The following is a 15,797-nucleotide window of genomic DNA, read 5'->3' on the forward strand; positions in this document are numbered from 1 at the left end:
TGGAGGGTAGAAATTTTACTTGATGGTTACGTAGTCCAGGTCCACCAGTTTTGCGTAAGCAATAATTTGATCTGTTGTCAGATTTAATGAAACCACGGTATGGTGGCCGCCCCCGTTTTCTATCCAGGCTTTCACCCCATCCTGGAAGTTTGGCTTAACATCCCAGAGCACGCGGGCTACTGGAAGCTTTGGAGCTTCAACAGTGGGCTCAAATGCAGAAACTTCGTTGATTAAGAGCTTGTAATGAGTACCAAAGTCAGCCATTGAAACAACGACGCCGTCACCTGCTTTGCCGTCAAACACTAAACGTGCTGGATCTTCTTTATCGCCGATACCTAGAGGAGATACGATGATTTTTGGTTTGCTGCTTGCGAGCGTTGGATCCACTTCAAGCATATGGGATTGAAGAATTGATTCTTGACCAGCTGCTAACTCATAAGTGTAATCTTCCATAAAGCCAGTGGACTGGTTATGGCTCATCACTTTTAGTAAACGATCGAGCGCTGCCGTCTTCCAGTCACCTTCCGCTGCAAATCCATATCCCTGCGCCATTAAACGTTGAACAGCAAGGCCGGGAAGCTGTCTCATCCCGTGTAAATCTTCAAAGTTAGTGGTAAATGCGTTGTAGCCGCCTTCATCAAGGAAACGTTTAATCGCAATTTCATAGCTTGCCTGTACTTTTACACTTGCTTCCCAGTCTTCTTGACTATAAGTTCCATAATCAAACTCATAAAGTTCTGCATATTCGCCAAATAGAGCATCAATTTCCTCGTCTTTAACAGCATCCACGTATTGAACTAGGTCGCCAATGCCATAGTAGTCCACGGTCCATCCAAATTGAATCTGCGCCTCAACTTTATCCCCTTCAGTCACTCCAACGTGACGCATATTGTCACCGAAGCGAGCGACTTTGATGTTAAAACTCTCGTTAAAAGCAACCGCTGCGTCCATCCATTCTGCAATTTGCTTCTGGACTTCCGGACGTTCCCAATACCCGACGACAACTTTATTGTTTTTCTTCAAACGGGCATTGATAAACCCATATTCACGGTCACCATGAGCCGATTGGTTCAGGTTCATGAAATCCATATCGATCGTTTCCCATGGAATACTTTCGTTGAATTGTGTGGCTAGATGGAGCAGGGGTTTTTGTAATAGTTTGGTTCCGCGAATCCACATTTTCGCAGGGGAGAAGGTATGCATCCATGTAATAACACCTGCCACCTCGTCACGATAATTGACTTCTTTCATTACATTTGTAATCTTATCTGCACTCACAGCTAAATCCTGCAACACAACGGGGTAAGGTAAAACACCGCTTTCATTTAAGGCATCTGTCATGGTTTGTGCGTGTGCTTTAACTTCTGCTAATGCTTCCTCCCCATAAAGATGCTGTGATCCTACGACCAACCAAAATTCTTTGTTTTCTATTGCTGACATAGTTATCCTCTTTTCTTTATTTAATAATTTGGTTTACTTCTGCCCGTAATAGGCATTTTCTCCATGTTTTCGTAGATAGTGTTTATCTAAAATCCGCTGTGGCAGCTCTTGAGCAAAATGATTTAATTCGCGTGCAAATAAATTCATTTTCGAAATTTCCTCCAGCACCACACTGTTGATGACCGCTGACTTTACATCTTTGCCCCAGGTAAACGGAGCATGTCCATGAAGTAAGACACCTGGAACTGCTAAAACATCCAGGCCGCGCTCTTCAAAAGTTTCGATGATCACGTTGCCGGTTTCAGCTTCATAACTACGGTCAATCTCTTCCTGTGTTAAGTATCGTGCACATGGGACGGAACCATAGAATGTATCCGCATGAGTGGTTCCCATAGCTGGCACATCAAGCCCAGCTTGAGCCCAGATGGTCGCCCATGTGGAGTGGGTGTGTGCGATACCGCCGATTTGTGGATAATGCTTATAAAGTACGGCATGCGTCGGGGAATCCGATGAAGGATTTAATTCTCCTTCGACCACATTGCCATTTAAATCAACTACCACCATGTCACTGGCTTTCATAGTTTCATAGTCGACACCACTTGGTTTAATCACGAACAGGCCGCTTTCACGATCAATCGCACTTGCGTTTCCCCACGTGTATTTCACCAGTCCCTGCTTTGGTAATTCTAAGTTCGCGTGAAACACTTCTTCTTTTAGTTGTTCTAACACGTCAACCCCTCCAGTTCTCCACTAGATTTTCTACAGCGCTCCGCTCAATCACTAATCCTTCTTTATATCGTTCAATAAATGTTTCAAATCCTTCCACGTCAAATCGATCCGGGTGAATTTCTTGTACTTCAACCTCGGAAAAAACTTTTTGATCGAGGAAATCTTCTAAACTTTCATCATGATCTTTGTTCGTCATATAAGAGGCTAGAACAGCCATTCCCCAGGCCCCTCCTTCTCCTGCTGTTTCCATAACGGAAATCGGAGTATTCATGGCAGCTGCCACGATTTTTTGCCCGACGATAGGGGTGATAAACAAACCACCATGCCCCAGGATGCTGTCCACAGACACATTTTCTTCTTTCATCAGAATATCCATCCCAATTTTTAAAGCACCAAAAGCCGTAAAAAGATGGGTGCGCATAAAGTTGGCTAAGTTAAAGTTACTCTCAGGCGAACGAACAAATAGGGGGCGGCCTTCCTCTAATCCCGTAATATTCTCCCCTGAGTAATAACCGTAGCTAAGCAATCCACCACCATCCGGATCAGCTTTCAATGCTTGATTGAACATCACCGTGAATAATTCATTCGTTTCAACCTTTTGTCCCATCGCTTCATAAAATTCTCGGAACAATCCGATCCAGGCATCGATATCGCTTGAACAGTTATTCGCGTGAACCATGGCAACCGGAATCCCGTTAGGCGTAGTGACCAAATCGATTTCGGGATACACTTTAGAAAGTTCCTTCTCTAACACCATCATGGCAAAAACTGACGTTCCTACTGATACGTTTCCTGTCCGTTTCCGCACACTGTTTGTAGCAACCATCCCTGTCCCTGCGTCTCCTTCAGGCGGGCAGAAGGGGATGCCTGGTTGTAAATTTTCTGATCGATCTAGAATTTTTGCTCCGATATCCGTCAATTCACCGGCTCTTTCGCCAGACAGATAAACGTCAGGCAGAATGTCTTTCAGCTTCCAGGAGTAGCCTTTGGGCGCGATTAACTCATCAAACTGCTTCACCATCGATTTATTGTAGTTCTGCGTTGATTCATCAATCGGAAACATTCCCGAAGCATCTCCAATCCCAATGACTTTCTTACCAGTCAGCAACCAGTGAATAAATCCAGATAATGTGGTGATGTAGTCCACGCGTGGTAAATGTCTCTCTTCATCTAAAACCGCTTGATAAAGGTGGGCAATGCTCCAACGTTCCGGGATATTGTATTGAAATGTATCCGTTAATTCATCTGCTGCCACACTGGTTGTTGCATTACGCCAGGTCCGAAATGGAACAAGCAGCTCCCCGGTCTGGTCAAAAGCCATATAGCCGTGCATCATCGCCGAAATTCCGATCGAACCGATTTTCCGAATCGTCATTCCGTAATTGCGTTCCACTTCTCGTTTTAATTCACTATAAGCGGTTTGCAGTCCAGTGATTAGATCTAATAAGTTGTACGTCCAAATTCCGTTTTCCAATCGGTTTTCCCAACCATAACTACCCGTTGCAATTGTTTTAAAATTTTTATCGACCAACACTGCTTTAATACGTGTCGACCCTAATTCGATTCCAAGTGTTGTCTCGCCATTAGCAATCTTTTGTTTATTTTTCAAGGTAATCTCCTCTCTGGCAGCGGTTTCAATTTCTTTAATAATAAGAAGACGCTTTCCGTTTTTGCTGAAGGTTAATTACAGATTCAGTATAATTTCTGTACGTACATATGTCAACAAACAAAAAAATATGTACTTACAATTGATCCTGGAATGGTCCTGTTAACTTCTCGTTTATATTTGAACAGTAGTGAATCATACACATGGGGGACGTATAAATTCATTTAAAAACATGGTATAATATGTACGTACAAATAATCAGAACAAACAAAATGGAATCGCGATCAAATAAGAAATAGGTGATTGAAATGAAACCGAAATATCAGGTCCTCATTGATGATATAAAAAGTAAAATCCTTGCAGGAGAATACGACATTGGAGAACGAATCCCTACGGAAACCGGGCTGCAGGAAATATACAGTGTGAGTCGACAAACCGTTCGAAAAGCTATTCTGGAACTGTCAAATGAAGGATTCTTAAAAAGTGAAAAGGGATCAGGGACGTATGTAAGTAATCAATATCAGTCAAAATCCAGTGGGAAATCCACTAATAAATCCATAGGGGTCATCACCACTTATATTTCGGATTACATTTTTCCCTCTATCATTCGAGGTATTGAAGGAAGGTTAAACGAGGAAAATTATTCGTTGCTGTTAGCCAGTACAAATAACGATGTAGAACAAGAAAGAAAAGCTCTGGAGATGATGTTGTCATTCGGAGTGGATGGGCTGATTGTGGAACCTACGAAAAGTAATTTATACAATCCTAATATTGCTTATTACCTATCGTTTAAGGAGCAGGATGTGCCTTTTACCATGATTAATGCTTATTATGAAGAATTAGAGGTGCCTTTCTTCTGTCTTGATGACGTAAAGTCAAGCTATCTCGCAACAAGCGAGTTGATTTCCAAGGGCCACACGCAAATTGGATTAATTTCAAAAAGTGATGATTTGCAAGGGAAATATCGAATGAAGGGCTATATCAAAGCGCTTGGAGAAGCCAAACTACGGTTTCAACCAGAGCACGTGCTTTCTTTCGATACTGAAACAAAACTGGACTTATACACTAACTTAAAGAAGTTTCTAACCGAGAATAGAGACGAGTTGACTGCCATCGTCTGCTACAATGACGAAGTTGGGTTAGAAGTAGTAAATGTATGCAACCAACTTGGCATTTCGATCCCTGATGAATTGTCAATCATTGGCCAGGATAACTCTTATATTGCCAGAAATGCTAATATCAAACTAACCACCCTCACACACCCCCAGGAACAAATGGGGCGTGAAGCAGCAGATTGGGTGATTAAAAAGCTACAGGGAAACAAGGATTTACCCAATGAAACTTATTATCAGCCAGAGTTAATAGAAGGCGTTACTGTAAAAAAGTTAAACTAATTGATAATCGGCAGCAGAAGTAATACAGTCTTGAAACTACTAAGACTGAATGAGGGCTGAGTCGTATGTTCTTAGATAAATAACCCATCCTTTTCCTGATTGGGTAAAAGGCTGGGTTATTTCTATTCTCAGGTGGATCAATTTTATGAGGCTTGAATAAGTCAGATATACTAACCATCTCATCCACTCTTTGAGGGGCATTACTACAAAAGTAAATACTAGAGCTTCTTTTGCAGGAAATGAGAAGGACGATTATAAGGATGCTCCCTAAAACCAAAGGAACTGGGGTATAAGTAAAGCAGTGATGTCAAAAACGAACGCTCGTATAAACGCAGGTCATTAGCGTAGTCAAAATTCGCAGACTCCTGTGGGAATAGCGCGAGCGGAAGATCCCGCAGGAAAGCGCTCTTTGCTTTCTGAGGAAGCTTAAGGCCGTGCCCACTTAAAAGCGAAGTATTTTGACGAAGCGATGGTGTGAATTCTCTTTATCAGCAATAATCCGAATGATTTATTCAGTTTTGTCCCAGCCTGCTGACTTTTACTCTATGCTTTTAATGAATTATAAACACGAACTCATAAGTTAAACTTTTTCAATCTGTATTGTAAGCTTTGCCTGCTGATGCCAAGAATTTTTGCAGCCCTTGAGATATTATTGTTATTTTTGGCAAGAACCTGCTGCACGTAATATTTTTCAACCTCTGTCATCTTTTCGCGTAGTGTTTTAGTGCTTTCGGATGGTTCACTTTCCTCTATAGATGGCTCTTTCTCCCCCTGGTACTTGGTTCTAAATCTTCCAGGCAGGTCCTGGATGGTGATTACTTCTTCCCCCATAATTAAATTCATCGTACCTTCTATGGTATGTTCCAGTTCCCTGACATTGCCCGGCCATTCATGTTGCTGCAGCAATTGGTTGACTTCTTCGCTGATCCCTTTGATATCCATATTAAATAAGTCATTATATTTATCTATAAAACTCTGAGTCAACTGCGGAATGTCTTCCTTTCTTTCGCGGAGTGGGGGAATGAACAACGTGACTACACTAAGCCGATAGTATAAGTCCTTTCTCAGCCGGTTGTTGGCAACGGCGTCCACGGGATCCTCGTTAATTGTAGCAATGATACGCACATCCACCTCTTTATCTTTCATATCTCCGACTCTTCTAATCGATTTATCCTGAATGACTCTTAATAGTTTGGCCTGAAGGGCAGGCTCTAATGAGTTGACTTCGTCTAACAGCAGTGTACCTCCGTCCGCCTGTTCAAACAGACCAGGTCGATCGATTGCTCCGGTAAAAGCTCCTTTTTTTGTACCAAACAATAAACTTTCCATTAAGCTGTCAGGAATGGCGGCACAGTTTTGAGAGATGAAAGGGGCCCTTGATCGGTCACTGCCATTATGGATACTCTGAGCAAATAACTCTTTGCCTGTTCCTGTTTCCCCGACTACCAGCACAGATGATGAGGTTCGTGTTGCTCTTTTTGCCTCATCCACTACCGTATTTATCAAATGGCTCTGGCCGATAATTTTATCAAAGGTAAATTTCCCATTTTGCTTATTAATCACGTTTTCTTTAATGACTCTTTCTAATTGTGTAACGTCTTTCGCGATTTCAATAGCTCCGGTAATTTTCCCCTCCTCTTTTATAGGAAAGGAATTATTGATGGTGGTAATTTCTTTTCCTTTGTTATTGAAATAGGTTTGTTTCACGTTTTGGGTCGTTTTCCCGGTTTTTAATGCATTCACAAGGGTACTATTTTGGCTGTCGCTGAATTTAAAAACATCCAGTAGATCTTTGTCGAGCACATCTTCGCTCCCCATAGCTTCAATCTCCATCATTTTTTTGTTGTAAATGATGGTCTTTCCTTTGTCATTAATCACGTGAATCCCGACGTCTACTTCATTTAATAGATTTTCATATAATTGATTCATTCTAGCTAATGATTGGACATCTTTGGTGTTCATGTTAACCATCATATCCCGCCCTTATATGCTTGATATGTTTATTTTAATAGAACGAGCGTCTGACTGCAAAATAAATTGGCGGGTGTTTCAGCTCTCCTCGCAGACTTCGCAAAATTATTTTGCGTTATTAGTCTTCCTTTTTTATAAAACGCTTTCAAATCAAAGTTTATGAAGTTGGCATGAATTTTGCATTAAAAGCAGGTGAGAGCAAAATAAAGGAGGAGTACGATGAATACGGCAATTAAAACAAATGAGGTTATAAGTCAAACGGCACAATATGGGGCCAATAACTATCACCCCCTTCCTATCGTTATATCAGAAGCTGAAGGGGTGTGGGTTAAGGATCCTGAAGGAAATACCTACATGGATATGTTAAGTGCCTATTCAGCAGTAAATCAGGGTCATCGACATCCTAAGATTATTGAAGCCTTAAAAGCCCAGGCAGACCGGGTGACCTTGACTTCACGCGCCTTTCATAATGACCAGCTGGCCCCATTTTACAAAAAAGTCTCCGGATTAACGGGCAAAGACATGGTTCTGCCTATGAATACAGGGGCAGAGGCTGTCGAGACCGCTGTAAAAGCAGTTCGCCGCTGGGGTTACGAGAAGAAAGGAGTGGCCGAAAACAAAGCCGAGATTATCGTTTGTGAAGGCAACTTTCACGGCAGAACGATGACAGCCGTGTCTTTATCATCCGAAGAGGAAGGCAAACGCAGTTACGGACCTGTCCTGCCGGGAATAAAGCTGATTCCTTATGGGGATATCACGGCTTTAAAAGAGGCGATTACACCCGATACAGCCGGATTTTTACTCGAACCGATCCAGGGGGAAGCTGGAATCGTCATGCCGCCGGAAGGGTTCCTGAAAGAAGCATTTGAACTGTGCAAGAACGAGAATGTTTTATTTGTGGCCGATGAAATTCAAGCAGGACTCGCTCGCTCTGGTAAAATGTTTGCCTGTGACTGGGAAGACGTGAAGCCGGACATGTATATTCTAGGAAAAGCGCTTGGCGGCGGCGTTATGCCCATTTCATGCGTCGCAGCCAATAAAGATATTTTAGGAGTGTTCACTCCAGGGTCACACGGCTCTACTTTCGGCGGAAATCCACTCGCAAGCGCTGTAGCGGTAGCCTCATTAGACGTAATTGAAGAGGAAAAATTAGCTGACCGTTCTCTCAGGCTCGGGCAGTATTTTCAAGGTAAATTAAAGGAAATTGATAATCCGGTCATTAAAGAAGTACGGGGAAAAGGTTTGTTTGTCGGCGTTGAATTACATGAACACGCACGTCCATACTGTGAAAAACTCAAAGAAGAAGGTTTGCTTTGTAAAGAAACTCATGAAAATGTGATCCGCTTTGCGCCGCCCCTTGTGATTAAGGAAGAAGACCTTGAATGGGCTGTTGAGAAAATTACTAAGGTGCTATCCAAATAACAAAATTAACTTATAATCCCGCGGAGGTATAAAAAATGGCTGCGACAGATCTATCAAATGACCAACAGCAAAAACACAGGCAGGAAGAAGAGTCGCTTGAACTCTTCGAATCGACACAGGTTGTTATTAAGGAGGCTCTCAGTCATTTAGGTTATCCAGGAGAAACCTTTGAACTATTGAAAGAGCCGATGAGAATGCTTACCGTCCGCATCCCTGTTCGAATGGACGATGGAAAAATAAAAATCTTCACCGGCTATCGTTCACAGCATAACGATGCGGTCGGTCCTACAAAAGGTGGCGTTCGATTTCACCCCGAGGTCAATGAAAAAGAAGTAAAGGCTTTATCGATGTGGATGAGCTTAAAATGCGGCATCGCTGATTTACCTTATGGTGGCGGAAAAGGCGGGATTATTTGTGATCCGAGAGAGATGTCTTTTCGAGAGATTGAAGGGGTAAGCCGCGGCTATGTCCGTGCTATCAGCCAGATCGTTGGACCGACAAAAGATATTCCGGCTCCCGATGTGTTTACCAATTCGCAGATCATGGCATGGATGATGGACGAATACAGCCGCATTCGCGAATTTGATTCCCCGGGATTTATTACAGGGAAACCAGTAGTCCTCGGTGGTTCCCATGGTCGGGAAACCGCTACGGCAAGCGGTGTAACCATTTGCGTAGAAGAAGCCGCCAAAAAAATGGGTATTCAGTTAGAAGGCTCCCGAGTCGTTATTCAAGGATTTGGAAATGCCGGCAGTTTCCTGGCTAAATTCTTGCATGATGCGGGTGCCAGGGTCGTTGGCATTTCTGATGCTCATGGTGCCATATACAACGAGAACGGTCTTGACATTGACTATCTGCTTGACCGTCGCGATAGCTTCGGCATGGTTACCAATCTATTTGAGCATACGATCACAAATAAAGAACTTCTTGAAAAAGATTGTGATATTCTCGTGCCTGCTGCGGTTTCTAATCAAATTACTCTCGAAAATGCTAAGGATATTAAGGCATCCATCGTTGTAGAAGCGGCAAATGGGCCGACTACCCTTGAAGCGACTAAAATCTTAAGCAAACGCGGGATTCTGCTGGTTCCCGATGTTCTTGCCAGTTCCGGCGGTGTCACGGTCTCCTATTTTGAATGGGTGCAAAACAATCAAGGATATTACTGGACGGAAGATGAAGTTTCAACAAAGCTGCGCCAGGTGATCGTAGATTCATTCGAGAAGGTTTATTCTGCAGCCGACAAACACCAGGTCGACATGCGCTTAGCTGCTTATATCATCGGTGTTCGAAAGATGGCGGAAGCTTCTCGTTTTCGTGGATGGGTATAAGCATCGGAACGAAAAAAAGTTTGTGTTCAACATCATCCTATCAAAGGAGTGAAAACGATGAAGGAAGTGCTTCAAAATGTTTACAGCCCTTGTGATGGAACCATTAAAGAAGTTTTTGTAAACCGTTCCTCTTATGTGTATGAATGGGAACCTTTGTTGCTGATTGAAACAAAAGAACAAAAAGAAATAGAAGTATCGGTAGGGGTCAGTGGAACCGTTACATCAGTGGAGTTTTCCCAGGGTCAGAGCGTTACTTCAAATACGATTGTAACCACACTGTTAGATGACATGGAAATCACCGGTAGTGACTAAAGGATCCGTTCTAACGGGGGAATCTTATCTCTACTTTCCCCCTCCCATTAATCTATAGTCACTGTAAGTTGGCATGAGTAGAAATGATTACGCTTACAAAAAAGGGGGTTCTTCATGAACGATTCTGCCCAAAGGAAAGAACAATATTATTCACCAAGCCATGAAACGAAAGCATTAGAGCAGAGTAACACCTTGAATGTTCTGAAATTCATGATTCCTTCTCTGATTGGAATCCTCTTGTTTATGGTACCTTTACGTATCCAGGGCGAAATTACAATTCCAGTCGCTTTACTTGCAAGCTGGGTCCAAAGTACATTCACCGGGGTGTTACCGGGGTTTATAACGGTCATTATCGTGTTCACGGCAGTACTTACGGTGGTGACAAAGGCGTATAAACCGCCATGGATTCTTAACAGCCCTTTTTTAAAAGGACTATTTAATATATCCAGGGTCTGGGTTTTTGCAAGAATAGCAGCCGCGGTTTTTGTTGTGATCACCTTTTATGAAATCGGTCCCGAGTCTATTTGGTCAGACGCGACAGGCGGCTTACTCTTTAACGATCTTATCCCCGCCTTATTCGCCGTGTTTCTATTTGCCGGTATACTCTTGCCGCTGCTGTTGGACTTCGGACTGCTGGAACTATGCGGAGCTTTATTAACAAAAATTATGAAGCCTGTCTTCACGTTACCTGGTCGATCTTCTATCGATTGTCTTGCTTCCTGGCTGGGAGACGGTACCATCGGAATCCTTTTAACCAATAAACAGTACGAAGGTGGTTTTTATTCAAAGCGAGAGGCTGCAGTGATCGGGACAACCTTCTCCGTTGTTTCCATCACATTTACTATTGTAGTGTTAACGTTAGTGGAGCTGCAGCACATGTTTTTCCAATACTATCTAACCATTATTGTAGCCGGACTGGCTGCTGCGTTGATTTGTCCGCGCATACCACCGCTGTCAAAAAAAGAAAATCAATACTATGAACAGGCTGACAACCAATATGATGAAAAAATTCCGGGCGATATCTCCTCATTCAAATGGGGAATCAATCAAGCCGTAGGAAAGGCCAAACATACTAGGTGGGCCCACGTCTTAAAGGGTGGAATGCAAAACGTACTGGATATGTGGATGGGTGTGATTCCAATAGTTATGGCCATTGGAACGGTGGCGTTAATCGTCGCCGAATATACACCATTTTTTGAATGGATTGGCGCGCCGTTTATCCCTCTTCTTCAATTGATGCAGGTTCCTGAGGCTGCGGCTGCAGCACCATCCATGGTCGTTGGATTCGCGGATATGTTTCTGCCGGCAGTCTTAGGAAGTGGTATTGAGAGTCCGTTAACAAGATTTGTGATCGCCTGCGTATCGGTCACACAATTGATTTACATGTCTGAGGTAGGCGGACTGTTACTGGGTTCGAAGCTTCCTGTTACATTTATGGATCTGGTCATCATCTTCCTTGAGCGTACGCTGATTACCCTGCCAATTGTTGTGCTTATGGCACATTTATTCTTTTAATTAAAACTGGATGATGTACTTATGGATCCAGAAGAATAAGTCGAGGGAATGACATGGGTTCTAATGACAGGCATTGTTGAACGTCTGGAGAATATGATGTAAGAGGGATGAACAGCTGATGAACATCAAGAAAAATAAAGTAAGATTCGTAGTGACTCACGATAAATCTATTAATTTAATTGACATGAAATATGTAAGCGGTTACTCTAATAATAGTTATTTAGTTTTTAGAAGAGAGTGAATGTTAATGCTTTTGCAGGTGGACCGGAGAATAGGCAAGCAGGCGATGTTATTGGTGCTGAACGAACCAACTGAAAACGATCCTGAGTTTAATAAGCATATTGAACGCCAAAATTGGCGGTATTGCACAGGGAAAGTAGGTTCGATGGATTCTCACAAGGTCGTTGCAGCCATTGAAACAGCGGCGAAAAAGAACGGTATAATCAAGACTGATTATTACCGTGAAACGCACGCTCTGTATCATGCGATCCTCGAAGCGTTTCACGGTGTGACCCGCGGGCAAGTCCAGCTGGGTACTATATTACGGACAGTCGGATTGAGATTCGCACTCGTACGGGGAAATCCATACGATAACGAAGAGGAAGGCGAATGGTTGGCTGTAGCACTTTATGGAACGATTGGTGCTCCTGTTAAAGGATTGGAGCACGAAACCATTGGCCTGGGAGTTAATCACATATAATGAAGCCCATAGTCATTAGCGAATAGGGGGCTATATCGGTGAAATCTTTTTGATTTCTTCGATATAGCCTCTTTTTATTTTCACTTTATTATGGTAAAGGAGAGGAGCATACAATGATTACATTAGAAGGACATTCCTTAACATTAGAAGATGTCAAACATGTGTTGTATGAAAACGAAAAAGTGCAAGTTTCAAAAGAGAGTTGGGAACGTGTCAACAAAAGCCGCCAGGCCGTAGAGAATGTAGTCAACGAAGGAAAAACGGTTTACGGCATCAATACCGGATTTGGCAAGATGAGTGACGTATTAATCGAAAAAGAAGATGTCGAAGAGCTTCAATTGAACTTGATTCGAAGCCATGCTTGCGGAGTCGGCGAGCCGTTTCCTGAAATCGTCAGCCGGGCCATGGTGCTGCTGAGGGCAAATGCGCTTTTAAAGGGGTACTCGGGTGTAAGAAAACCATTGATTGAGAAATTGTTAGCCCTGCTGAATGAGGGCATTCATCCCGTTGTTCCTCAGCAAGGTTCACTTGGAGCCAGCGGTGATCTTGCTCCGCTTTCCCATTTGGCATTGGTCTTAATCGGAGAAGGGGAAGTCTTCTATAAAGGTGAGAGAACGTCGACCATGAAAGCTTTTGTCACTGTTGGAATCACACCGATTACTCTAACTGCTAAAGAAGGCCTGGCGCTGATTAATGGTACGCAAGCCATGACAGCGGTAGGAGTGGTTTCTTACTTGGAAGCGGAAAAACTCGCTCGGCAAACTGAAGCTGCGGCTTCCATGACGATGGAAGGGTTACGCGGAATCATTGATGCCTTTGACGAAGATATCCATATTGCAAGAGGGTATCCAGAACAAGTTGATGTGGCAGAACGGATGCGTCGGTATCTTGATGGAAGTAATCTCATTACCAGACAAGGGGAGGTCCGTGTTCAGGATGCTTATTCACTACGCTGTATTCCTCAGGTCCATGGCGCAACATGGCAAACTCTTAACTATGTGAAAGATAAGCTCGAAATCGAAATTAATGCAGCCACAGACAACCCGCTTATTTTTGACGGCGGGAAGAAAATCATCTCAGGAGGCAATTTCCACGGTCAGCCGATTGCATTAGCCATGGATTTTCTAGGCATTGCAGTCGCCGAGCTTGCCAACATCTCAGAGCGCCGTATTGAAAGGCTGGTTAATCCACAGCTGAATGATCTGCCTGCGTTTTTAAGCGCCAAGCCGGGCCTGGAATCTGGCGCGATGATTATGCAATACAGTGCGGCTTCCCTCGTGTCAGAAAACAAAACACTGGCCCATCCAGCCAGCGTCGATTCAATTCCGTCATCAGCTAACCAGGAGGATCACGTCAGCATGGGAACGATCGGAGCCAGACATGCGATGCAGATCATAGCTAATACAAGAAGAGTGGTCGCGATTGAAATAATCTGTGCAATGCAGGCTGCCGAGTTTCGCGGTGTCGACCTCATGGCTCCACATACCCAGAAGTTACACAGAAAAGGGCGTGAGGTGGTTAAAGCCATTACAAAAGACCGCGCTTTTTCTAAAGATATTGAGGCCGTGGCGCTATGGATGAAGCAAGGAAAATGGGATTCAATTCTACATCCAGTGTTAAAAGAAAAACAATTCATATAAAGGGAGAGAATCATCATGGCAGAGGTAAAGACAAACATTCGTGCACCAAGGGGAACTACATTAAATACGAAAGGATGGATTCAGGAGGCTGTTTATCGGATGCTGATGAACAATCTTGATCCAGAAGTGGCTGAAAAACCGGAAGAACTTGTAGTATATGGCGGGATCGGAAAAGCGGCCCGCAACTGGGAAAGCTATCACAAAATTGTCGAAACGTTAAAGACATTGGAAAATGATGAAACGATGCTAGTGCAATCCGGAAAACCGGTGGCCGTTTTTAAATCACATACCGATGCACCGCGTGTATTGCTGGCCAATTCTAATATTGTTCCAGCGTGGGCAACCTGGGAAACGTTCCGGGATCTCGAGAAAAAAGGCTTAATGATGTACGGTCAAATGACAGCCGGAAGCTGGATTTATATCGGCTCCCAGGGGATTTTACAAGGAACATATGAAACGTTTGCGGAAGCAGCACGCCAGCATTTTAACGGCTCACTTAAAGGGAGGTTAACAGTTACGGCAGGACTCGGGGGCATGGGTGGAGCTCAGCCTCTTTCCGTCACGATGAATGAAGGGGTAGTCATTGCTATTGAGTGTGATAGAAAGAAAATTCAGCGCCGAATCGATACGAAATATTGTGACGTGATGGCAGAGTCGTTGACTGAAGCGCTCGCGATGGCGAAAGAAGCGATGAACGAAGGAAAGCCGCTGTCGATCGGTCTTCTAGGAAATGCGGCTGAAATTCTGCCTGAACTCGTTCGTCGTGGTGAAATTCCGGATCTTGTGACAGATCAAACCTCTGCCCACGATCTATTAAACGGTTACTTGCCAAAAGGGATGTCTTGTGAAGAAGGCGAAGAGCTTCGTCAAGCCAATCCTGACGACTACTTAATAAGAGCGAAATCAAGCATTAAAGACCATGTTCAAGCGATGCTCGAGCTGCAAAAGGCGGGAGCTGTTACGTTTGATTACGGCAACAACATTCGACAGGAAGCTTACAACGAAGGTTTAAAAAACGCGTTTGATTTCCCAGGGTTTGTTCCGGCATTTATCCGCCCGCAGTTTTGTGAAGGAAAAGGGCCTTTCCGCTGGGTGGCACTTTCAGGAGATCCAGAAGATATTTATAAAACGGACGAAGTGATCTTAAGAGAGTTTGCTGACAATGAGCATCTCTGCAAGTGGATCAAAATGGCAAGGGAGCAGGTATCCTTCCAGGGGCTGCCTTCGAGAATCTGCTGGCTCGGCTACGGAGAAAGAGCAAGGTTTGGCAAAATCATTAATGAAATGGTCGCATCTGGTGAAATTTCAGCACCGATCGTCATCGGCCGCGATCACCTTGACTGTGGTTCGGTTGCATCACCGAATCGGGAGACAGAAGGGATGAAGGACGGCAGTGACGCTATTGCCGACTGGCCGATTTTAAATGCAATGATTAACAGTGTGAATGGGGCCGGCTGGGTTTCCGTCCACCACGGCGGTGGTGTCGGAATGGGGTATTCGATGCACGCGGGAATGGTTATTGTGGCCGATGGAACGGAAGAAGCGGCGAAACGGCTGGAACGCGTTCTTACCTCAGACCCGGGTATGGGTGTTGCCCGCCATGTTGATGCCGGCTATGATCTTGCCATTCAAACCGCGAAAGAAAAAGGTGTTCATATACCAATGATGAAATAGACATTACGGGTGTGCAGGCAGGAATACTGTCTGCTTCCCATTATCTTTTACAGGGAGTGGAGAATA

12 protein-coding genes are annotated in these 15,797 nt (G+C 43.9%); 8 read left to right on the forward strand and 4 right to left on the reverse strand.

Features of this window, described 5'->3' with window-relative positions:
- Positions 1 to 15: 15 nt before the first annotated feature.
- Genes araA through C1A12_RS03790 form a run of 3 tightly spaced genes read right to left on the reverse strand, consistent with a single transcriptional unit; the run spans position 16 to position 3,778 of the window.
- Positions 16 to 1,440 carry an L-arabinose isomerase gene (gene araA, locus C1A12_RS03780; protein WP_101842505.1) on the reverse strand — a complete coding sequence of 475 codons (1,425 nt, stop codon included), beginning with the start codon at positions 1,438 to 1,440 and terminating at the stop codon, positions 16 to 18.
- A 33-nt stretch (positions 1,441 to 1,473) separates the two neighbouring features.
- The gene (locus C1A12_RS03785; protein WP_101842506.1) at positions 1,474 to 2,169 is read right to left on the reverse strand and encodes an L-ribulose-5-phosphate 4-epimerase; all 696 of its coding nucleotides are present in this window, start codon (positions 2,167 to 2,169) and stop codon (positions 1,474 to 1,476) included.
- A 1-nt stretch (position 2,170) separates the two neighbouring features.
- Positions 2,171 to 3,778: a xylulokinase gene (locus C1A12_RS03790; protein WP_235001527.1), complete on the reverse strand. Its 1,608-nt coding sequence runs from the start codon at positions 3,776 to 3,778 to the stop codon at positions 2,171 to 2,173.
- A 305-nt stretch (positions 3,779 to 4,083) separates the two neighbouring features.
- Here C1A12_RS03790 and C1A12_RS03795 point away from each other — a divergent pair, with 305 nt between their 5' ends.
- Positions 4,084 to 5,169, forward strand: a complete 1,086-nt coding sequence (locus C1A12_RS03795; protein WP_101842508.1) for a GntR family transcriptional regulator — start codon at positions 4,084 to 4,086, stop codon at positions 5,167 to 5,169.
- A gap of 573 nt (positions 5,170 to 5,742) precedes the next feature.
- Here the strand turns inward: C1A12_RS03795 and C1A12_RS03800 are convergent.
- Positions 5,743 to 7,131 (reverse strand): sigma-54-dependent Fis family transcriptional regulator, encoded by a 1,389-nt coding sequence (locus C1A12_RS03800; RefSeq protein WP_101843281.1) that lies wholly within the window; start codon positions 7,129 to 7,131, stop codon positions 5,743 to 5,745.
- A 228-nt stretch (positions 7,132 to 7,359) separates the two neighbouring features.
- Between C1A12_RS03800 and C1A12_RS03805 the strand changes: the two genes are divergently transcribed.
- From C1A12_RS03805 to hutU, 7 genes are all read left to right on the forward strand, one after another.
- On the forward strand, positions 7,360 to 8,562 hold the full coding sequence (locus C1A12_RS03805) for an ornithine--oxo-acid transaminase (protein ID WP_101842509.1): 1,203 nt from the start codon (positions 7,360 to 7,362) through the stop codon (positions 8,560 to 8,562).
- A 35-nt stretch (positions 8,563 to 8,597) separates the two neighbouring features.
- A complete protein-coding gene (locus tag C1A12_RS03810) occupies positions 8,598 to 9,890 on the forward strand; it encodes a Glu/Leu/Phe/Val dehydrogenase (protein WP_101842510.1) in 1,293 nt (430 codons plus the stop codon).
- A 57-nt stretch (positions 9,891 to 9,947) separates the two neighbouring features.
- Positions 9,948 to 10,202, forward strand: a complete 255-nt coding sequence (locus C1A12_RS03815; protein ID WP_101842511.1) for a biotin/lipoyl-containing protein — start codon at positions 9,948 to 9,950, stop codon at positions 10,200 to 10,202.
- Between the two features lie 114 nt (positions 10,203 to 10,316).
- Complete coding sequence (locus C1A12_RS03820; RefSeq protein ID WP_101842512.1) at positions 10,317 to 11,717, forward strand: YjiH family protein; 1,401 nt, start codon at positions 10,317 to 10,319, stop codon at positions 11,715 to 11,717.
- 247 nt (positions 11,718 to 11,964) lie between these two features.
- A complete protein-coding gene (gene hutP / locus C1A12_RS03825) occupies positions 11,965 to 12,417 on the forward strand; it encodes a hut operon transcriptional regulator HutP (protein ID WP_101843282.1) in 453 nt (150 codons plus the stop codon).
- A 113-nt stretch (positions 12,418 to 12,530) separates the two neighbouring features.
- A complete protein-coding gene (hutH, locus tag C1A12_RS03830) occupies positions 12,531 to 14,057 on the forward strand; it encodes a histidine ammonia-lyase (protein ID WP_101842513.1) in 1,527 nt (508 codons plus the stop codon).
- A gap of 15 nt (positions 14,058 to 14,072) precedes the next feature.
- Complete coding sequence (gene hutU, locus C1A12_RS03835) at positions 14,073 to 15,731, forward strand: urocanate hydratase (protein WP_101842514.1); 1,659 nt, start codon at positions 14,073 to 14,075, stop codon at positions 15,729 to 15,731.
- Positions 15,732 to 15,797: the final 66 nt, after the last annotated feature.

It is taken from the genome of Halobacillus sp. Marseille-P3879 (assembly GCF_900240285.1).
Taxonomy (GTDB): domain Bacteria; phylum Bacillota; class Bacilli; order Bacillales; family Halobacillaceae; genus Halobacillus_A.